Below are 21195 nucleotides of genomic sequence, written 5' to 3' on the forward strand. Positions count from 1 at the left end.
ACTTCGTTAAAAATCTTAATTAACTATTTTTAATGGTAAAACGGCGTTTCTTATTGCTTGATGACCGTCTGTCAGAATGCTTACGGTCGTTACTGCCTTCATAATGGCCCCGATTTCGGCTGCCATTATTCCGGTCGCCATTACGATGACTCTTTGAGCCCTTGTAATGACCACCATGACCGCCACCACGACGATCGTTGCGATGACCACCGTGTCCATGACCATGATGTGGTAATGGGCGTTCAGGGGTAATCTTAACCTTAACGTTGTCGCGAGTAACGTCGTTGAGCAGAGCAGCAACCAAATCAGTTGCTTCATACTCGTCGAGCAGCTTGTCAGCCATCTTCTCATACTTGTCAGTATTCGTCTTCTTAATTAAGTCGGCAATATCTGATTCAGCAGAATTCAATTGACCAACAAAGGCTTCTTGAATTGTTGGTGGCTTCAAAGGCAGCATACGCACCTTGGTCAACTTTTCGATTTCTCGAAGATAATCCATTTCATTAGGCGTTGCAAAGGTAATTGAAACCCCATGCTTACCGGCACGGCCGGTACGACCAACACGATGGACGTAGCCATCAGGATCTTGAGGAATATCGTAGTTATAAACGTGGGTCACACCTGAAATATCAATTCCACGGGCAGCAACATCAGTGGCAACTAAGATATCAATCTTGGCAGCTTTGAATTCCTGCATGATCTGAGTCCGACGAGCCTGAGTCAGATCTCCGTGAAGACCGGCAGCCTTGTAGCCACGGGCCTGGAGTCCTTTGGAGACTTCATCAACCCGACGCTTAGTCCGACAGAAGACAATGGTGACTTCTGGATCCTGAACGTCAAAGAAACGGGTCATGGTGTCAAATTTTTCGTATTCTTTTACCCGAACATAGTACTGATCAATTAAATCAGTGGTTAATTCTTTAGCCTTAATCGTTACTTGATGAGGGTCACGCATAAACTGAACCCCAACCCGTTTGATTTGGGCAGGCATCGTTGCTGAGAAAAGCAAAGTTTGACGTTCCTTTGGGGTTTGTGTGATGATATCTTCAATATCGTCTAAAAATCCCATGTTCAACATCTCATCAGCTTCATCCAACACTAATGTCTTAACGTGCTCTAACTTTAAAGTATGGCGTCTAATATGATCAAGAATTCGGCCCGGAGTTCCAACCACAATCTGTGGATGACCCTTTAAGGCGTTGATTTGACGGCGAATATCTGCACCACCATAAACAACTTGAACCTTAGCTTTTTCATCTTTTCCTAATCGATAGATTTCTTCTTGTGTCTGGATTGCCAGCTCCCGAGTTGGTGAAATGATCAGAGCTTGGACATTTGGATTGTCAAAATCAATCTTCTGTAAGATTGGTAAACCAAATGCGGCAGTTTTTCCAGTTCCAGTTTGAGCTTGACCGATAACATCCTCACCTTTAAGAACCATTGGGATGGTTTCGCCCTGGATTGGCGTAGCTTCTTCAAACCCACTGTTATTAATCGCAGTTAATAAGTGGTCTGATAATCCTAATTCACTAAACTTCAAATATGTTTCCTCCTAATATTGAAACAATCAAGGTTCCGCGGCCGACTGGGGAAAAATCCGTTTCCCGGAATGCGTTGACCACTTGACCTACAATCATTTATTACAAAATAACCTTTTTAGTTTACACCGTCACATAACATTAAGCAAGCAATACAGGCCAACTCGTCTGTTGACCGTGCTTATTTAACCAGTTTGGCAACAACATTTTCCAAATGCAGACCGTGACTGGCCTTCAACAAGACCTCATCGTCAGCGCTCAATTCGGCTTGAAGATCAGAGGTCAATTCATCAAGCTGATCAGCTTGGTAATAGTGGAGATTCTCTGGGGCATAGACCGGCTTGAGTTTCTCATATAAGGCGTCCATATCGGCGCCAATCAGGTACACCACCGGAATGGAGGCCGGATCCAGGGCATCCGCTAGCGAAGCGTGCATCGCTTTTGATTGAGTCCCAAGCTCCAACATGTCGCCTAAAACAGCAATCCGTCGCCCCTTGGTTGTCGTGTTCTTAAAAGCGGTCAACACTTCTTTAGCGGCGGTGGGGTTAGAATTATAGACGTCACTTAAAATTCGCTCGCCCTTTGAACCACTCAACCACTGGGTCCGATTCTTAGTCAGATCAAATTTAGCCAACTTGTCAGCCATCATCTGCGGATGGATTCGGAAAATTCGGCCAACCGAAATGGCCGCCAGGGCATTGTTGACGTTATAATCACCGATCATCGGAATCGTAAAATCAATCTCCGGCCACAAATTGACGTGAAATTGCGTCTGATACTGACCATCTTTGGAGTCGATGGCAAAAACATCATTGCTGTCTTTTCTGCCAAAAGTCGCTTTGATCACACTCTCATCCACTTGTTGGGCACGCTCTGTGAGCAGCGGCTCGTCGCCGTCATAGACGAAGAAGCCGTCAGCTTTCAGACCATGAGTGATCTCCATTTTGGCGTCGGCAATCTTATCACGGGTGCCAAAGAACTCAATATGGGCTTCACCAATCATGGTAATAACGGCTACATCGGGCCGAGCCAGTTTGGATAGAAAATCTAGTTGCCCGGGTCGATCCATCCCCATTTCCGCCACTAAAAACTCGGTATTGGATTCCATCTGCAGAATCGTATAAGGCAGGCCAATCTCATTATTAAAATTGTCCTGGGTTTTGGTGACATTAAACGTACTGGATAAAATTGCGGCGATCATATCTTTGGTGGTCGTCTTGCCGTTGCTTCCGGTGACGGCAATGACGCGTGGATTAATCTTATCAAGATAATATTTGCTGAGCTGTTGAAATGCTGTCAGTGGATCGTCAACAACCAGTGCCGGAATTGTTAGTGGTAAGCGATCCGCGTGGTCACTGGCCCAAAGGGTAGCTGAGGCGCCGCCCGCAATTGCATTGTCGATGTAATCGTGGCCGTCATGTTCTGCAACCAGCGGAACAAACAGTTGACCAGCTTGAATCTTCCGGCTGTCAAAGCACACCCCGGTCAAAGATTCGTCCAGCATTGCTTTGTCAAAATTTTCAGTGTTGGCATTAATTGCTTGAGCAACTTCGCCAATCGTCATTTTCATTATTGAACGCTCCAATTGTTAAATAGTTATGTTCAATTATAACAAAAAATCAAACGGCTAAACACCCACCGTTTGATCCTGCCATTCTAAATGCCATTTTGATGTTTGTAAATTATAGGTCAAGTCCCCGGCATAGACGGTATTTTCATCGACTTTACCGGTTGGCAAAATAATTGAAACCTGATCCGGGTCCTTCAAAATCCGTAATGGAATATGATAAGTCCGGGAACGTTCCCGCAAGGAATCAAAGGAAATAAACAGGCCGTCGTTAGCTTTGGTAATCAAATCCAAGAGAATCGAGCGGTCAATGTCTTTGATCGCCAATGGACGCAGGAAGACTCTCAAAGTGTTATGGGTCTCTCGCAAATTGCGCTTAATGGCGATTTCCAAGACGTGGTTAAAGTCTGAGAAACGCCGGTAATATGAACGAATCGTTCCGTTGTCTTGACTCAAATAAATGTAATGATTGTTCAATTTGGAAGAAAAAGGCCGACCCATTGGCGTTCCCATGTGGGCCAGATACAACAGTTCCGCAATTTCAAATGGTGACAAGTTGTTAACACTGTCTTCCACGTCAAAATCAATAAACTTCTTCTTTTGGTCGGGATTACGGAGGAGATAGGTCCGAATTTCACCTGTGCCATTGATCAGATTGAACTTGGAATGAGAGTTGTACCCGTTAGCAGCCTGATCATCATTATTTAACAAAATGATATTTTGAGGCAATTCATCCAGTCCATTAATAAAATCGGCCGCAGTGATCCCTGATGATAAAATCATGTTGGAGATTGGATTCGTATTTATAAAAATCAAATTGCCCTTCATCGTTTCATTACCCCGTATTTATATCTAAACTAATTGTACTACCCTCACGTTTAGTTGTCTTATAATTAAGACAGAAATGTCGTAATTTGCCCTTTTCTTAATTCATTGGTAACATGGTGGTTAACGCAATATTAGTGTGAGGTTATTAATATGACTAACGTATTATTTGTTTGTCTGGGAAATATCTGCCGTTCGCCCATGGCTGAGGTCATGTTCCGTCAAATGGTGAAGGATGCCCATTTGGAAAATCAAATTACCGTTGCTTCTGCAGCGATTAGTACCGAAGAGCATGGCAATCCGCCTCATCCAGGTGCGATTGCCGAATTAGCCAAACACGGCTTGTCCGTCGGCAATAAAACGTCGACGCCCATCACCAAAGAAGACTTTGATCAGGCTGATTACATTATTGCCATGGATAATCAAAATATCTTTTATCTCAATCAAATGGCCCCAATTGCTGATCGGAAAAAGATTTTCCTTTGCTACAACATTATTCCCGACAAGCAGGGAAAAGATATCCCGGACCCCTGGTTTGACCACAAATTTGGCCGAACTTACCGTCAGTTATCAGAAACCCTGCACGAATGGTTGGATAAAATGAAAAGCCAATTGGCTTAATTATTGACGGGTCCCAATAAGGCTCGTTTTAATTTTGGTGTCGCATGACTGATTCGATAACTTTTTTGGAGTTTACCGCGAATCATCAAGCGTCCCGCGCCGGTCGCGTCACAGGTGATCAACGTGACAATCGGCCGCTTGGTTTGGCGGACAACGTCAACCCGGGTCGCTGCGATAAACTTGCGCTGGTAAACCTTGTATTGATAGACTTTGGTCATATTACTGAGATAGATCCGATCACCAACTTGGGTTTTGAAGTACAGCGGGCCAAATAAAACGTGGCGGTTAACCATGTGGTGCCCTGCCAACGGATAGTTGCCCTTGCCCATCTGCTGGTCAGGCCGCATGGTCCCGGCAGCTAGCGCCAAGGTATTATTAGCCACTCCCAACCCAATTGGCAAATGAATATGTGATTTGGGCAGGAGAATTTCGCCGATAACTTCAATGGCGTTGGTGTTCATCCGCGCCCGAGCAGCAGTTTGAAAATCAAGGGATTTGACTTTTTTAAAATCATAACTGACATTTTGCTTGTGACGCTTAGTTTGTGCTTTTTGCCGCCGTTCAGTTTTGGCAACGGTCTGGCGGGTGATTTTTGGCTGATAAGATTTGATCAATTCATTTTTGATTGGCCGATTAAAAATCATCCCCAAAGCGACAATTATCAACAACACAAAAACCACGTTAATCAATATTTTCTTGAGAAGTCCTTTTCTCATAACTACCTCCACTCAACAACGAATTATAATATGTACAAAATAATAAAGGAGGAACCTCATTGTTAACAAAACAAGTTGGTCCAAACTCCTGGCGGCGCAATTTAGCCGTTCTCTGGTTTGGAACCTTCATGGCCGGAATCGGCTTCAGCGAAGTGATGCCATTTCTGTCTCTATACGTTGATTCGCTGGGGCATTTCACCCATAACGAATTGAGCCTCTACAGTGGATTGGCCTTTGCGGCCAGTTACCTAGTGACCGCGATTGCTTCGCCACTGTGGGGAAAATTGGCTGATCGAACCGGCCGAAAATTGATGTTGGTCCGAGCATCCGCCGGAATGGCCATTGTCTTCATTTTGATGGGATTGGTCACCAACGTCTGGCAATTAATTGGCCTTCGGCTCCTGCAGGGTGTCTTTTCCGGATACATCAGCAATGCCAACGCCCTGATTGCCACCCAGGTGCCGAAACGCAAAAGCGGCCAGGCCCTCGGCACTTTGGTAACCGGTAACGTGTCCGGTGCCCTGCTCGGCCCGCTGTTAGGCGGAACTTTGGCCTCATTCTTCAGCTATCGGGTCACATTCTTTATTACCGGCGCCCTGTTTGTCGGTGTCTTCCTGGTAACGACGTTGATGGTCCACGAAGATTTCAAACCAGTCGCCAAGTCGAAAATGCTCAACACGCGTGGCGTAATTGGTGAACTGGCCAATTCAAAGCTGGTACTTGGGATGTTTGTTACCACCATGATTATTCAAGCGGCTAACAACTCCATCGTTCCAATTTTAGCATTATATGTCCGCCAAATCATGAATAATAGCCCGGCGACCACCTTCTATAGCGGAATTGTCGCTGCGGTCCCCGGCATTGCCACCTTGGCAGCTGCTCCGATGTTGGGACGGCTGGGCGATCGGATTGGTGCTGATCGCGTCTTGCTGGTCGGTTTTCTGCTGGCAATCGTTGTCTACGTTCCAATGGCATTTGTCACTAACGTCTGGCAATTGATTGGTCTTCGGTTCCTGATCGGCGTCGCCAACGCGTCAATGTTACCCGCTGTCCAGTCGATTCTGGCTAAGAACACCCCACCTCACGTTACCGGCCGTGTGTTTAGCTGGAACCAGTCTTTCCAAGCGATGGGCAACGTGGCTGGTCCAATGATTGGATCAGTCGTCTCGACCTCATTTGATTACGCAGGTGTTTTCATTTCAACTGCCGTCCTGGTAGTCATTAACCTCACCTTAGTATTCAACAATACGCGGGGAATGCGCCGAGCACGCAAACAACGGATTGAATAAACCCGTTTACCAATTAGTATGAGAACGAAAAATAGGAGTTGGACAGTCAGTATCGCTTGTCCAACCCCTATTTGTTTGCATAAAAAACGGGGAACCGTTAAGCTCCTCGTCTTCGTCATGCTTATTTGTTGTCTGTAAGACCGTATTTCTTGTTGAAACGATCTACGGCACCATCTACTTGATTGAACTTTTGCTTACCAGTGTAGAATGGGTGTGAATCTGATGAAATTTCAACACGGATCAATGGGTAAGTCTTGCCATCGTCCATCTTGATCGTTTCGTCAGAGGTTTTAGTTGATCCTGAGATGAACTTGAAACCTGTAGATGAATCTTGAAATACAACTTGTTGATATGCTGGATGAATTCCTTTTTTCATTATATATCGCTCCTTTGCCCTGAATCAATCCGATGACCCAGAGATTATCGATTAGTCAACTTTGTTAGTGTACCATAAATAAAATCGTCAATCAATCATCAATTGACTCTTTCTTCAACTTCTAATTTAACGTCGGCACCCACACCCCGCAGCTTATCAACGATGTTTCCATAGCCGCGGAGGATGTTGTCGGCATGGCAGATTTCCGTGGTGCCATCCGCCATCAGCCCGGCAATCACTAACGACGCGCCGGCACGGATTTCACCTGCCTGAACTTTGGCACCCATTAGCTTGGGGGAGTTATCAACTACAATGATGCCTTCATCGGTATCCTCTGATTTGACTTTACCGCCCAATTTATTCAGTTCTGTAATGTGCTTAATCCGTTTGGGATAAATGGTGTCAATGATCACACTGCGCCCCTTTGCCTTAAATAATAGCGGCGTCAATGGCTGCTGAAGATCAGTGGCAAACCCAGGATAAGGCATCACCTTAATTCGGATTGGCTTCAAGTCATGTGATGGTCCGACATAAATGCTGTCCTCATAAACCGTTAAGTCGCAGCCCATCTCTTCTAATTTGGCGACAAAAGCTTCCAAATGTTCGGGGATGATGTTGGTGATTAAAATCCCATCCCCCACAGCTGCAGCGAGTGACAAATAAGTGCCGGCTTCGATTCGATCAGGAATAATTGTATGAGTATTACGAGCCTGAAGGGTTGGCACGCCTTCAATTCGAATGACATCGGTCCCGGCACCACGAATATTGGCACCCATGTTGTTCAAGAATGTCGCAATGTCAATAATTTCAGGTTCCTTAGCCGCGTTGCCAATAACGGTGGTTCCAGGCGCCTTGACCGACGCCAAAATTGTATTGATAGTCGCACCCACAGAAACGATGTCTAAGAAAATCTGGGCACCATGCAGGCCATCCGGGCCGGTCTTAATGGTCACTGTCCCATCGTGTTCACTGACTTCAGCTCCTAAAGCCTTAAATGCCTTGATATGCTGGTCAATTGGCCGCGGCCCGATATTATCGCCACCGGGAAAACTAACGGTAGCACGCTGAAAACGACCTAACAGAGCGCCCATAAAGTAGTAGGAGGCCCGCAAGCTTTTAATCGCCTTGCTTGGCAGTGGTGCCTCGACAATATTGGTCGGATCAATTGTTAGGACATCGCCTTTGAACTCAGACGAAACGTTCATCGATTTTAAAATTAACATTAAGTTGTGAACATCTAAAATGTCTGGGACCGAGTCGAACCTAACGGGGGTATCCGCTAATATGGCAGCAGGGATAAGCGCAACCGTGCTGTTTTTAGCACCGCCGATCGATATCTCTCCGGACAGCCGTTTCCCTCCATTTATGATTAGTTTACTCATCAAAAATTCCTCACTTTTTGTATTCGCACATTTTTCATGTCAAGAAATATATTATCCAATATCCACACAAAAAACAATACCTATACTTGAATTATACAATCTGTAACAATTAAAACAATTGTTCCGTACAAACGTTTTCATTTAATGAGTGCTAGTCGGGCTAATTTGACGCCGTTTTCAGCGAATTATTACAAGACAAAATGAGCACCTGTTTGCAGTAATCGATAACCAGCGAACCCGAAAGCGCTTTTAAAATCCAACAATTCAGTCGGTTTGTTTCATCACTCAACAAATGGTCAGATCTACTTCTTTAACTATCCCTGAAAGTCCTTAGACTATTCAGGCATACAGAAAAAAGGAGCGGTTAGAAATGAAACGACTATTTACGACAATTGGCGAAAATATTCATCGGCACCACAAACTTTGGATCACGGTCATCTTGATCATGACCATCGGTTTTGCATTTGGATTGCCAAAGATTCAAATGAAAATGGGCAACGACGTCTTCGTTAGTTCCAGTTCAAAAACCTATCAGGATTCCCAAACCTATCAGAAAAAGTTTGGTGGTGACTCCCTTTATCTGTTGCTCGACGGTAACCAGTCGACATTGTTATCCCACAAGACAATGCAGCAGGTGGCCAAATTTGACAGTAAAGTCAGCCAAGTTGATAACGTCAGAAATACGACCGACATCGTCAGTAGTTTAAATGATCAGCTATCCCATGCCGGAACTGGAAACTCCAGTGCCCAGTTCAACTTCAATAGCAAAAAGCTTCAACAAGATCTGATGGCTGAACTGAGTTCCAAACAAAAACAAAACATTCAGTCGAAAATGCAACACTCGTTAACAAGTACGCAACAAAATCAGGTTCAAACATATTTGCTGAAACAACTCACGCCCGCCCAAAAGAAGCTGATGGCAGCAGCTGGTGCCCAGGCGCAGGGTTCCAAGCAACAGCAGCAAGCAATGCTTCAAAAGCAATTGACCACCAAACAGCAAGCTGCAGTCCAGTCCTACACCATGTCGCTGCTTAACCATCAGCAGCAATCACAATTGGCTGACACGGTCATCCCGATGCTGCCGAAAGTTCAAGACATGTCAACCAAACTGCTGCGGGATATTTTTCTCAGCGATAACGGTCATGTTCCAAGTGCGATGAAGCAATTATTACCTAAGGACGGCAAGCATCTATTAATCATTATCAACACCAATAAGAAATCGTCGGATATGAACACCGCGGTTCAGATTAATCACGACGCTAATCAGGCAATTAAGCAAACCAACTTTTCCTCAAGCATTAAGACCCGATTGGGCGGCCAACCTGCAGTTCTTGGTCAGGTCCGCAGTAAAGTCATTACCAGTATGGCAACCATGTTGGCATTCGCAGTAGTCTTAATGGTGATCATCCTCCTATTGATATTCCCGGTACGAAAGCGTTTGTTGCCACTCATATTTGTCCTGGCCTGCCTCGTATGGACATTTGGTTTGATGGGTTGGCTTCACATTCCGTTGACCTTGGCAACCATGGCAACGTTGCCGATTATCATTGGTTTGGGGACTGACTTTGGTGTTCAATTTCAAAACCGATATGAAGAAGAAGTCAGGAAACGACAAAATTCCCAGGAGGCCATTTCAGTTGCCATTTCGAGCATGGGACCGGCAGTTGGCGTGTCTTTAATCGTCATGGTCTTCAGCTTTTTGACGATGTATCTCTCAAAGGCGCCATTGATGCAGCAATTTGGCCTCACGTTGGCCATTGGTGTTGCCTGCAGCTACGTCGTTGAGTTTGGACTGATGTTTTCAAGCCTCTCACTCTTGGATAAACACGCTTCAACAGCTAAGTTGGCACCCAAGAAGCTATCTCAGCCGTCGCGTTTATCACTGTTCCTAAGTCACTATGCTGAATGGGTAACCCATCATGCAGGTATTCTGCTGACAATTGGCGTGGTGTTGGCTGGACTAGGTTTTTCATTTGAAAAATCCATCAATATTGAAACTGACTTCACCAAAATGATTCCCCAAAATATGACGGCCCTGAAGAATACCAAATATCTTCAGAGCAAAATTGGGTCGACAACCTACCTTACCTATTTGGTAGAGGGCAATGGTCGAGATATCAGGGATCAGGACAATTTGAAGACAATCGATCAAGTTGGTCAAAAAGTGGACCATAAGTACCATGACGTCACCGATGTCACCAGCTTATCGACCGCCTATCAACAGACGAACGGCTCATTGAACACTTCTCAAAAGCAGTTAACTGTGGGTGTTGACAATTTGGCAACGTCTTTAAAACAAACTTTGATTAGCAGCAACCATCACGATGCAACAATCCAATTCAAAATTAGAAACGGTCTGTCCTCAAAAGAACAACTTAAGTTGATGAATCGGATTAATCATGACATTAAAGGAACCCATCATGGCTTAAAAATTTCTCCTGCAGGAGCCCAAGTCATGATGCTATTGGGGATTAATAATATGTCCGCTAATCATGATCTGATTATTATTGCCGGTCTTTCGATCATTTTCATTGTCCTATTCCTTATTTATCGGGACTGGCGACTCGCACTGTACCCAGTCATTCCAATTTTACTTGTATTAGGACTTTCTCCATTAACCTTAAAACTGTTGGGAATTTCCTATAACCCGGTCACAATTGCCCTCAGTTCGCTGGTTCTTGGAATTGGAACCGAATTTACCATCTTAATTCTGGAACGCTACCGCGAGGAATTACAACGGGGAATTAGTACCCGGGACGCGATTGTTTCAGCAACCGCGTCTGTCGGTCAGGCAATTACAGTTTCCGGCTTCACGGTCATGGGCGGATTTTCGGCCATCATGTTCTCCAGCTTCCCAGTTCTGAAGTCATTTGGGCTGATTACTGTGCTGGACACAGGTTATTCACTCATCTGTGCATTGACGATTTTGCCGGCAGTCATTTATCTGCTGCGAAAAAGAAAGCCGGCAGCCACTCAATCCTCATCCGAACAGGCAACTGAAAGTAAGGATTAATTGACCGATTGAAATACCCTTTTCTAACTAAAAAATGGCTTCCATAAATGAAATTGATTCATTTGTGGAAGCCATTTTTGTGTTTTGCGCTGTTTCTTGGCATCTTTGCGCCATCAATCAGCCGCCTTAATTACTGGGCATTTAGTTTATTGATGATCGAAATGAGAAACGACTCCAACTGCGGCCAATCAATATTCGCCTTGAGAAGCTGCTCTTCTAAAAAGCCCATTATTGTATTCGCTAAAAAACTGATCATCAGCGGTTGTGAAGACGATTGCTTAATTAACGTTACGACAGGATCATTTTGATAGGCTGGATTGTTGGCCCGCTCGTTAAACAAGTTCTCCAAAATGTTCCGAAATTCATCATAGAACTTACTTTGGCTTTCGGGAATCAGGTGACGAATTAAATCAATGTTGTCGGAAATAAAATGGGTAACTTGGGTTAAAACAACGGTTTCCCTGAAGTCGGTCCCCAGCAATTCTTCAGACAGGTTATAGATAATTGTATTTGCCAGATCAACCTTATCTTGGAAATATCGGTAGAACGTGCTGCGGTGGATCATCGCTTCATCACAGATTTCTCCGATCGTAATATCATCAAATTTCTTTTTTCTAAGAAGCGTCATCATTGCCTGCAAAATATCTCGCTTGGTGCGCTGTTGAGATTGGGTGTCGGCCATAATCAAAGTCCTTTCAAAATTTAGATTATAAAATTAAGCATACATCATAACCAACTATTCTTAAAGAAACCAATGACAACTTTCACAAATTTGCTGCCAACAAAAAAGCCCCGACCCACCATGGGATCAGAGCTTCACTTGAATTGTTAACCGTCAATCAGATTCACCCTAAAAGTGCATCGTCAGTTACAGACGGTTTAGTTATTTTTTTCAAGATACAGATCATTTGCCGCAGCAACGAAGTCCTTGAAGAGCCCTTCTGGACGGTTGGGACGGGAAATAAACTCTGGATGGTACTGTGAACCAACAAAGAACCGGTTCTTTGGAATTTCCACCACTTCAACCAAGTGATTGTCAGGTGAAGTCCCAGAAATGACCATGCCATTTTTCTCCATTGCGTCCCGGTAGGCGTTATTAAATTCGTAACGGTGACGGTGACGTTCTGAGATGACGTCGGCATTATCGTAAGCCTTGGCAGCAACCGTTCCCGGCTTTAATTTACATGGATAAGCGCCTAAACGTTGAGTGCCGCCCATATCGTGAACATCTTCCTGGTCAGCCATCAGATCAATCACATTGTGTTTGGTCCGCGGATTCATTTCAGTCGAGTTGGCATCTGGGTAGGACAGAACGTCACGGGCGAATTCAACACAGGCCATCTGCATCCCCAGGCAAACACCCAGATATGGAATGTCTTGTTCACGCACATATTTGATGGCCGTAATCATGCCTTCAATTCCGCGATCGCCAAACCCGCCGGGAACAATCACCCCATCGGCATCTGACAGCAAGTCGGCAACGTTATCCGGCGTAATCTTTTCAGAATCAAGCATCTCCAAATCAATGTCGGCGTCGACAACGTAGCCGGCATGTTTCAGTGCTTCGGCAACAGAAATGTAAGCATCTTGGAGGCCAACATACTTCCCAACCAGGGTGATATGAATCGTCCGTTTGAGATGTTGAACGTGATGCTCAAGCTGCTTCCATTCAGTCATGTCAGCAGCTGGCTTATCAATGCCAAAGTGATCGAGGATCTGTTGATCCATCCCCTGCTTTTGCAGGTTCAACGGAATCGTGTACAAGGTTGGCACATCAAGTGATTCAACCACCGCCTGCGGCTTAACATCACAGAACAGTGAAATCTTTTTGCGCATTGAGTCGGTAATTGGCTTTTCGGAACGAACAACCAACAGATTAGGTTGAATGCCCAAACCACGAAGTTCCTTGACACTGTGTTGTGTCGGCTTGGTCTTCATTTCACCAGCCGCTCTCAGATAAGGAATCAAAGTTGTATGAACGTAGAACACGTTTTCGTCGCCAACTTCAGTCTTCATTTGGCGAATTGCTTCCAGGAATGGCAGTGATTCAATATCACCAACCGTCCCACCAATTTCGGTGATGACAATTTCAGCATCCGAAACCTTGGCAGCCCGCATAATCTTTTCTTTAATCATCCCGGTAATGTGAGGAATAACCTGAACGGTTGCTCCAAGATAATCACCATGACGCTCTTTTCTTAGGACTTCATCATAAATCTTACCAGTCGTCACGTTGGAGTATTTATTGAGGTTGTTGTCAATAAACCGTTCATAATGGCCAAGATCCAGGTCGGTTTCCGTGCCATCGTTGGTTACGAAAACCTCTCCGTGTTGGTAGGGATTCATCGTGCCTGGGTCAACGTTGATATAGGGATCAAACTTTTGGATAGTCACATTCAACCCGCGATTTTTCAACAATCGGCCTAGTGATGCCGCAACAATTCCTTTTCCTAAGGAAGAAACAACGCCACCAGTAACAAAAATATATTTGGTCATTATATAATCCTCTCCTCTTGATAGTTAGCCGGGGAATTCAAAAATAAAAAAATCCCTATCCAAAAAAAGTGAATAGGGAACAATTCAATCATCGTTCAGATGTCCTTGAAACTCAAGGAGCCCAAAAAACATAATACATACTTTTTAAATATTAGTCAAGAATTAATGGTCGTCTTTTGAATTGAAATCATCATCGTCATCATCCAATGAATCGTCATCATCATTCAATTCGTTAAGTTGACCTTCGATACCATCTGGCAAGTCCTCATCGTCTGAGTCATCGTCAATATCCTGCAAGTCCTTGTTGTACTTGCCAAGATCTTCTGATTCATCATCTGAATCGTCGTCATCGTCGGTATCGTCATCAAAGTCATCGTCGTCCTGATCTTCAGGATCATCGTCATCGTAATCGATCACGTCGTCATCATCTGAAGCGTCGGCAAGAAAGGCATTCACCTTACGACGCTTCTTTCGCTTGGGACGATCCTCGTCTTCTTCTGTATGGACAGTTGCTTCATCAATTGATTCATAAGGGTACCATGTTCGTAAGCCCCAAAGATTGTCACCAAGTGAGATAAAGCTGCCATCAATGTTCAAATCGGTATAAAATTGTGATAAACGATCACGAATTTCTTTGTTACTATCACCTAAATAAGCCTGCACCGCATTGGCTAAATCGGCAAATGGCATTGTGTCTCCACGTTGTGCCAAGATTGCGTGTGCGACCTCAATCATCGATAGTTCATTTTTGTTTTGGCCTTTAAAGACTTCTAACTCCAAACTGGTACACGTCCTTTCAACAGTCTAACAACAGTCTAAAAATTACTATACTCGATTAAATTGTAAATTGCAATCGAATATTGTATTTCCCTAATAATGCATCGCCGGCATACAGCAAATAATCAATTCCGATGTTGCCCCGAAGCGGTGCATCTAAAATTTCCATGTCCAAAGCAGAAGTAACGGTTTGAATATCCATCAAGCCATATGGGGTTCGATAGCGGGCAGCAATCCGTTTGCCGTCGCTAAACAATAATTGCAGTCGATTCTCACCTGAGCGGGTCAGTTTGACATTACCGTTATCTGAAATTTTAATGGTGACCGGAACCCCGCCATCCTCAGTTTCCTCTTCATACCGAATATACAGGCTGCTGCCTACACGAACTAATTGGCCGGTGACATCAAAAACAAAGTTTGATTTCTGGCCTTCCTGTAAAATGTTGGTTTCCAAATGAATTTGAACTGGAACGCCAGTTGTTAAATTGTCCATAATACACCTTCTTTTAAATCTCGTTCTAACTAATTTATTATATATCCCACGGCAACATTTTGCACTCATGTTACCCTGACGATTTCCGGCAACTTTACCTATTTATTTGGTAGTGTCTGTTATAATTAAGAAGATTGTTTATTTTATGAAACGGAGAGTTGGCATATGTCTTTTACAAACGTTCCGATTACCGTCATCAATCAAATTTATTCTAAAAGCACCAAGCTGGATGCCTTTGCAGACACCAATGCCTTATTGGAAATCTGTGACCAAACGTTGAAGCCGTTCATCCATTTTTGGACGACTTCCGAAGCAACTTTGATCTTGGGGATCAATGACCGCCACCTGCCGAAGCTGGCCGACGGGCTCAAAAGTCTGCTGGCCAACCACTATGATTATTTTCTGCGCAATTCCGGTGGCCTAGCTGTCGTCAGTGATCCGGGAATCCTCAATATTTCCCTGTTCATTCCCCAACCGGATACCGTCTACACAATCGATCAGGCATATGAACTCATTAAAGGGTTGATCAGTATGTCGTTTCCACAACTGGACATCAAGAGTTTTGAAGTCACAAACTCCTATTGTCCCGGGAAATACGATTTGTCGGTCAACGGGCAAAAGATTGCCGGCATCGCGCAACGACGGACAACCAATGCGCTGGTTTTGATGCTTTATCTGAGTGTTAATGGCGATCAAGATGCCAGAAGCCAAACGGTTGCTGAATTTTATGAAACTGCCGATGCTTATTCGCAGTCTCGTTGGACCTTTCCAAAAGTCGACAAGGCCACGATGACCACGGTTCAAGATCTCGGCTTCCCAAATATCACGCTCGAGGACGTCGAACATAAATTTTTAGCGAGCGTTAACCAGCAAAATATCGAAGTTGACGTAACCAGCGGTCCTGATTTTATGCTTTCACCGGCTTTCACTCAAGAGCGGGCCAAACAGTTACGCAAAATTCAGCTGAGAAATGACCAATTACCAATTGTCTAAGGAGGCAATTTTTTGGATTACGCACATCAACAGTTAAAAAGAGAAAAGGTCTTTCGAGATCCGGTTCATAATTACGTTTACGTCAAATATCAAGTCATCTTAGACTTGATTAACACCACCGAATTCCAGCGCTTACGTCGGGTACATCAATTGGGAACCACGTCACTGATTTTCCATGGTGCGGAGCATTCCCGTTTTTCGCATTCGGTGGGAGTTTATGAAATTGCTCGAAGAATCATTGAATCTTTTCAAAAGAACTTTATGTCACAACAACCTGGCGATGGTCTCTGGGATGATTCAGAAAAATTAGTCGCCCTCTGTGCTGCCCTGTTGCACGACGTTGGCCATGGTGCCTATTCACACACCTTTGAGCACATCTTTGGCACCAATCATGAACAGATTACCCAAGCCATCATAACATCGCCCACAACGGAAATTAACCAGGTTTTACGAAGGGTCTCTCCTGACTTCCCCGAAAAAGTCGCCAGTGTGATTAACAAGACCTATCCCAACAAACAAGTCGTCGAAATGATCTCCAGCCAATTGGATGCCGATCGGATGGATTACCTGCTTCGAGACGCTTATAACACCGGCGTTAAATATGGCACGTTTGACCTTTCCAGAATTCTGGAAGTGATGCGGCCGTACAAAGATGGAATTTGCTTTGAAATGAGCGGGATGCACGCCGTTGAAGATTACATTGTCAGTCGCTTTCAAATGTACCAACAGGTGTATTTCCATCCGGTTTCCCGGGCAATGGAAGTGGTTTTGAACCGGTTGTTGCAACGGGCAAAAGTTATCTTTAGCGGGGAGGTTCATCACGATCCACAGACCCCCTACCTATTACTGCCGTTTTTCAAGGGTGATTTTAACCTGGACGACTATCTCCAATTGGATGACGGGGTGTTAAACACCTACTTCATCCATTGGAAACGGTACCCGGATGATATTTTAAGCAACCTGGCCAGCCGTTTTATCGACCGAAAGCCACTCAAGTCAGTCAAATTTGACAAGTCGACCGCCGACTTGTTGCCAAGACTCAGAGAGATTATCGAACAATCTGGATTTAACCCGGACTACTACACGGCGACCGACAACAGTTTTGACTTGCCTTATGATGCCTATCAGGCGGACAAAAAACAAATTCATTTAATGCAGGATGACGGTACCTTGGTATCCTTGTCATCCGTTAGCCCATTGGTTCGGGCAATTTCTGATCGACAGACCGGCGATAACCGCTTCTTCTTCCCCAGAGAGATTTTGAAGCCGGATGAAAACGTCGATTTGTTCCAGCCAGAATACGATGAATTTAATCGCCATATTCGAAACGACAAATTAATTAAATAGCTAAAGGAGATTCTCCCATGGATATCAAACTCATTGCCATCGATATTGACGGCACCCTTTTGAACGAAAAAAACGAACTGGCGCAACCAACGATTGACGCGATCACTGAAGCCCGCAATAACGGCGTTAAAATCGTCTTGTGTACCGGCCGACCGCTCAGCGGAGTACAGCCCTATTTAGATAAGCTAGCCATCAAGGGTGCCAGTGAATTTGCGATTACCTTTAACGGCGCAATGGCACAATCGCTTGACGGTCAAGTCATGGTCAATCACACGATCAGCTATGATAACTTCTTGGAGACCGAGATGCTCAGCCGCAAATTGAACGTCAATTATCAAATTGAGACAACCGACAGCATCTATACCACCAACCGCGACACCAACCCCTATGGAATCGCCGAAAGCTTCCTGGTTCGCCTGCCCATCAAATTCAGATCACCAGAAGAAATTCCGCGTGACCTGGTGATGTCAAAGGCAATGTTTGTGGACTACCCGGAAAATATCACTAAAGCCAATGACCTCATTCCCGCCAAGCTGCGTGATGAGATGTACGTGGTTCAAACGGAACCGTTCTTCATTGAAATGATGAATAAGCAGGCTAGCAAAGGAAAAACCTTAGGTGAATTAGCTGATCAGCTACATTTAACCAAAGATAACCTGATGGCGATTGGCGATCAGGGGAATGATTTAACCATGGTAAAAGCTGCCGGCTTGGGAGTTGCAATGGGAAACGCAATTGATGAAGTCAAAGATGCAGCCCAATTTATTACCAAACCAAATACAGAAGATGGCGTTGCATTTGCCATCAACAAATACATCAACCATTAATGGCTGAGTATACGAATAGAGGCTATGAACAAAACGTTGGTTTTGTCCATAGCCTCTTTATTTGTATCAATATCTGTTATTATCCTTGCCAAGTACAATCAACAACTCAGCATCAAATTGTTCACCGCTTATTGGGGCAAACTGGTGAGGATGACCCCTAACACAATCAAAAAGCCACCCACGCCCAGGCAATAGCGGGCGTATTTATTAACTTTGATTGGCTGATTTTTAATTGAACCGACATCCTTTGCCTTGGGATGCTTGGGATCATTTTCAGCTTCCAAGTCGCTTTTCTTGCGAATATGGAATCGCCAACCGGTAAATAGGTGCCCCGAGCCGACGATAAAGACCGATCCCAAAACAATCAGGAACAATCCAACCAAAAAATCAAGGTTACCAAGCACCATTTCCGGCATTCGGAAAAGAATCAGCAAAAAATTGATGATCACAACAACAATAATCGAAGACCAAACCGGCGATTTTTTAACCAAATCGACCATTAATTCTCTTCACCACGAAATCGATTGTTGAACAGCGGACTAACCGGTTTGTTTTCATTGATGCGTTTAATTGCATCCCCAATTAACGGTCCAACTGAGACCTGTTCAATCTTATCGATTTGTTTTTCTTTGGGTAACTGAATCGTATCAGTCACAACCAGTTGTTTGATTGCAGAATCTTGAATCCGCTGAATGGCTGGGCCTGAAAGCACCGGGTGGGTACAGCAGGCGTAAACCTCGCTGGCACCGGCATCCATTAATGCCTGAGCACCTAAGGTAATTGTGCCGGCAGTATCGATCATGTCATCAATCATCAAACAACGCTTGCCTTTGACATCCCCGATAATATTCATGATCTCGGCAACGTTGGCCCGTGGACGGCGTTTGTCAATAATGGCAATTGGTGCCTTCAAGAATTCCGCCAGAGCTCTGGCTCTTGATACACCACCATGGTCAGGCGATACTACGACATCATCACTGCCAAAGCCTTGCTTAATAAAGTGATCAGCTAGTAATGGAGCACCCATTAAATGATCAACGGGAATATCGAAGAAACCTTGAATCTGAGCAGCATGCAAATCAAGGGCAACTACCCGATCCACACCATCGGTCTGTAACATGTTTGCCACTAATTTAGCGGTAATTGGTTCTCGTGAACGGGCTTTGCGATCTTGACGAGCGTAACCATAGTATGGAATGACAACGTTAATCGTGCCGGCACTTGCTCGCCGCAAGGCATCCACCATGATGAGCAATTCCATCAGATTGTCATTCACCGGTGCGGACGTTGACTGGATAATGAAAATATTGTCGCCACGGATACTTTCGTCAATATTGATGCGGATTTCACCATCACTAAATCGGTCAACCGAGGTCTTGCCTAATGGAACACCAACCGTTTCCGCGATTTTCTCAGCCAAAGGCCGATTGGAATTCAAAGCAAAGATCTTTAGTTTCGAATCAAAATATTGCTGAGCCATATGATCCTCCAATATGTTTTTTGTTAACTCACATCTCAATAACTTAATTATACAATGTTTTAATTAAAATTCAGAGTTAATCTTTCTGATAAGGCAATTTTTTGAAATAGCCGGCTTTATTTGTCTGGCGGGCACGGGCAATCGCCATGTCGTATTGATTAACTGTCTTATTAATGGTGGATCCGGCAGCGATAAATGAATGGTCAGCGACTTCCAGCGGCGCAATCAAATTCGAGTTGCTGCCGATGAAGGAGTCGTCACCAACGGTTGTTTCATGTTTGTGAGCACCATCGTAGTTGGCGAAGATGACCCCGCAGCCGACATTGATATTCTTGCCAAGTTTGGCATTACCAACGTAGGTTAAGTGGCCGACTTTGGTTCCCTCGCCAATCGATGACTTCTTGATTTCAACAAAGTTACCCAAATGAACGTGCTTGCCGATTTTGGCTTCTGGACGTAAATGACTGTTTGGCCCGATGTCTGAGTGATCCATCATTTCAGATTCTTCAATTAGTGAAGATGTCACCGTGACGTGATCATGCAGGATTGAGTCGCGAATTTCGGAGTTGGCGCCAATGTAGCAGTCATTGCCAATGACGGTGTGGCCCTTTAATTGGACGCCGGGTTCGATGATTGTATCCGAACCGATTTTGACATCGGCATCAATATACGTGTGTTCCGGATCAATCATTGAAATGCCGTCCATCATATGTTGACGGTTAATCCGTGTCCGCATGATCTCGGTAGCTCTGGCTAAGGCAATCCGGTCATTAACGCCCATTGACTCGTCAAAATCATCCATCTTGTAGGCAGCGATGGTTTCGCCCTCAGACTTCAAAATTTCAATGACATCGGTGAGGTAATATTCACCCTGAGCATTGTCATTGGTGAGCTTATGTAGTGCCTCGAATAATGCCTGATTGTCAAAAACATACACACCGGTATTAATCTCATCAATTGCTTGTTCTTCTCTAGTAGCGTCTTTTTGCTCGACAATTTTTTCAACAATCCCCAAATCATTGCGGACAATCCGGCCATACCCGGTTGGATCAGGGGCTTGAGACGTCAAAATTGTCGCTTTGGCTTTTTTGTTTTGGTGGTAGGTAAATAAATCTTCAAAAGTCTTGGTTGTCAATAACGGGGTGTCACCACTGACGACCATCGTCATCCCATCCAAGTTGCCTAATAGTTTTTCCGCCTGCAAAACGGCGTGCCCGGTCCCGAGTTGTTTTTCCTGAACGACATATTGCGTTCGCTTACCAAGGTTTTCCCGGACGGCGTCGGCACCAAAGCCAACTACCGTTACAACGTTATCCATATCAGCTTTTTCGACGGCGGTTAAAACGTGATCAACCATCGTTTTGCCGCAGAGGCGGTGAAGGACCTTGTAAAGTTTGGATTTCATCCGGGTCCCCTTACCGGCTGCCAATATGATTGTGTTTTTTGTTGCCATTA

The 21195-nt window shown here is 44.6% G+C and carries 19 protein-coding genes; 6 read left to right on the top strand and 13 right to left on the bottom strand.

Features of this window, described 5'->3' with window-relative positions; genetic code table 11:
* Nucleotides 1-19 precede the first annotated feature (19 nt).
* The 3 genes from cshA to KE627_RS01935 form a co-directional block, all read right to left on the bottom strand.
* Complete coding sequence (gene cshA / locus KE627_RS01925; RefSeq protein ID WP_056938780.1) at nucleotides 20-1540, bottom strand: degradosome RNA helicase CshA; 1521 nt, start codon at nucleotides 1538-1540, stop codon at nucleotides 20-22.
* 179 nt (nucleotides 1541-1719) lie between these two features.
* Nucleotides 1720-3108, bottom strand: a complete 1389-nt coding sequence (locus KE627_RS01930) for a UDP-N-acetylmuramoyl-tripeptide--D-alanyl-D-alanine ligase (protein ID WP_056938779.1) — start codon at nucleotides 3106-3108, stop codon at nucleotides 1720-1722.
* A 57-nt stretch (nucleotides 3109-3165) separates the two neighbouring features.
* The gene (locus KE627_RS01935; RefSeq protein ID WP_056938778.1) at nucleotides 3166-3933 is read right to left on the bottom strand and encodes a hypothetical protein; all 768 of its coding nucleotides are present in this window, start codon (nucleotides 3931-3933) and stop codon (nucleotides 3166-3168) included.
* Nucleotides 3934-4083: 150 nt separating this feature from the next.
* Between KE627_RS01935 and KE627_RS01940 the strand changes: the two genes are divergently transcribed.
* Nucleotides 4084-4551, top strand: coding sequence for a low molecular weight protein-tyrosine-phosphatase (locus tag KE627_RS01940; protein WP_056938777.1), 468 nt, complete (start codon nucleotides 4084-4086; stop codon nucleotides 4549-4551).
* Here KE627_RS01940 and KE627_RS01945 read toward each other — a convergent pair.
* A complete protein-coding gene (locus tag KE627_RS01945) occupies nucleotides 4548-5267 on the bottom strand; it encodes a class A sortase (RefSeq protein WP_013728361.1) in 720 nt (239 codons plus the stop codon). The genes KE627_RS01940 and KE627_RS01945 overlap by 4 nt on opposite strands.
* Nucleotides 5268-5326: 59 nt before the next feature.
* Between KE627_RS01945 and KE627_RS01950 the strand changes: the two genes are divergently transcribed.
* The gene (locus KE627_RS01950; RefSeq protein ID WP_013728362.1) at nucleotides 5327-6556 is read left to right on the top strand and encodes a multidrug efflux MFS transporter; all 1230 of its coding nucleotides are present in this window, start codon (nucleotides 5327-5329) and stop codon (nucleotides 6554-6556) included.
* A 121-nt stretch (nucleotides 6557-6677) separates the two neighbouring features.
* Here the strand turns inward: KE627_RS01950 and KE627_RS01955 are convergent, their stop codons facing one another.
* Both KE627_RS01955 and murA read right to left on the bottom strand, forming a co-directional pair.
* Nucleotides 6678-6932, bottom strand: coding sequence for a type B 50S ribosomal protein L31 (locus KE627_RS01955; RefSeq protein ID WP_014940245.1), 255 nt, complete (start codon nucleotides 6930-6932; stop codon nucleotides 6678-6680).
* Nucleotides 6933-7030: 98 nt separating this feature from the next.
* Entirely contained in the window at nucleotides 7031-8314 is a 1284-nt protein-coding gene (gene murA, locus KE627_RS01960; protein ID WP_013728364.1) for a UDP-N-acetylglucosamine 1-carboxyvinyltransferase, read from the bottom strand.
* Between the two features lie 370 nt (nucleotides 8315-8684).
* On the opposite strand from murA, the gene KE627_RS01965 reads away from it, so the two are divergent.
* Nucleotides 8685-11327, top strand: coding sequence for an efflux RND transporter permease subunit (locus KE627_RS01965; RefSeq protein WP_056938776.1), 2643 nt, complete (start codon nucleotides 8685-8687; stop codon nucleotides 11325-11327).
* Between the two features lie 130 nt (nucleotides 11328-11457).
* Here KE627_RS01965 and KE627_RS01970 read toward each other — a convergent pair whose 3' ends face one another.
* From KE627_RS01970 to KE627_RS01985, 4 genes are all read right to left on the bottom strand, one after another.
* The gene (locus KE627_RS01970; RefSeq protein WP_014940247.1) at nucleotides 11458-12009 is read right to left on the bottom strand and encodes a TetR/AcrR family transcriptional regulator; all 552 of its coding nucleotides are present in this window, start codon (nucleotides 12007-12009) and stop codon (nucleotides 11458-11460) included.
* Between the two features lie 197 nt (nucleotides 12010-12206).
* Nucleotides 12207-13823: a CTP synthase gene (pyrG, locus tag KE627_RS01975; protein ID WP_013728366.1), complete on the bottom strand. Its 1617-nt coding sequence runs from the start codon at nucleotides 13821-13823 to the stop codon at nucleotides 12207-12209.
* Nucleotides 13824-13985: 162 nt separating this feature from the next.
* Entirely contained in the window at nucleotides 13986-14603 is a 618-nt protein-coding gene (gene rpoE / locus KE627_RS01980) for a DNA-directed RNA polymerase subunit delta (RefSeq protein ID WP_013728367.1), read from the bottom strand.
* A gap of 55 nt (nucleotides 14604-14658) precedes the next feature.
* On the bottom strand, nucleotides 14659-15093 hold the full coding sequence (locus tag KE627_RS01985; protein ID WP_013728368.1) for a YwiB family protein: 435 nt from the start codon (nucleotides 15091-15093) through the stop codon (nucleotides 14659-14661).
* A 165-nt stretch (nucleotides 15094-15258) separates the two neighbouring features.
* Between KE627_RS01985 and KE627_RS01990 the strand changes: the two genes are divergently transcribed.
* The 3 genes from KE627_RS01990 to yidA are packed head-to-tail and all read left to right on the top strand — an operon-like array spanning nucleotide 15259 to nucleotide 18260.
* A complete protein-coding gene (locus tag KE627_RS01990; RefSeq protein WP_013728369.1) occupies nucleotides 15259-16086 on the top strand; it encodes a lipoate--protein ligase family protein in 828 nt (275 codons plus the stop codon).
* Between the two features lie 12 nt (nucleotides 16087-16098).
* A complete protein-coding gene (locus KE627_RS01995; protein WP_013728370.1) occupies nucleotides 16099-17433 on the top strand; it encodes an HD domain-containing protein in 1335 nt (444 codons plus the stop codon).
* A gap of 17 nt (nucleotides 17434-17450) precedes the next feature.
* Nucleotides 17451-18260 carry a sugar-phosphatase gene (gene yidA, locus KE627_RS02000; protein ID WP_013728371.1) on the top strand — a complete coding sequence of 270 codons (810 nt, stop codon included), beginning with the start codon at nucleotides 17451-17453 and terminating at the stop codon, nucleotides 18258-18260.
* Between the two features lie 128 nt (nucleotides 18261-18388).
* Here the strand turns inward: yidA and KE627_RS02005 are convergent, their stop codons facing one another.
* The 3 genes from KE627_RS02005 to glmU all read right to left on the bottom strand — a co-directional run bounded on the left by KE627_RS02005 (nucleotide 18389) and on the right by glmU (nucleotide 21193).
* A complete protein-coding gene (locus KE627_RS02005) occupies nucleotides 18389-18760 on the bottom strand; it encodes a DUF3899 domain-containing protein (RefSeq protein ID WP_013728372.1) in 372 nt (123 codons plus the stop codon).
* Nucleotides 18760-19740: a ribose-phosphate diphosphokinase gene (locus tag KE627_RS02010; RefSeq protein ID WP_013728373.1), complete on the bottom strand. Its 981-nt coding sequence runs from the start codon at nucleotides 19738-19740 to the stop codon at nucleotides 18760-18762. Before KE627_RS02010 ends, KE627_RS02005 begins: the two co-directional genes overlap by 1 nt.
* Nucleotides 19741-19816: 76 nt before the next feature.
* Complete coding sequence (gene glmU, locus KE627_RS02015; RefSeq protein WP_013728374.1) at nucleotides 19817-21193, bottom strand: bifunctional UDP-N-acetylglucosamine diphosphorylase/glucosamine-1-phosphate N-acetyltransferase GlmU; 1377 nt, start codon at nucleotides 21191-21193, stop codon at nucleotides 19817-19819.
* Nucleotides 21194-21195: the final 2 nt, after the last annotated feature.

Source organism: Lentilactobacillus buchneri (assembly GCF_018314255.1).
GTDB lineage: Bacteria > Bacillota > Bacilli > Lactobacillales > Lactobacillaceae > Lentilactobacillus > Lentilactobacillus buchneri.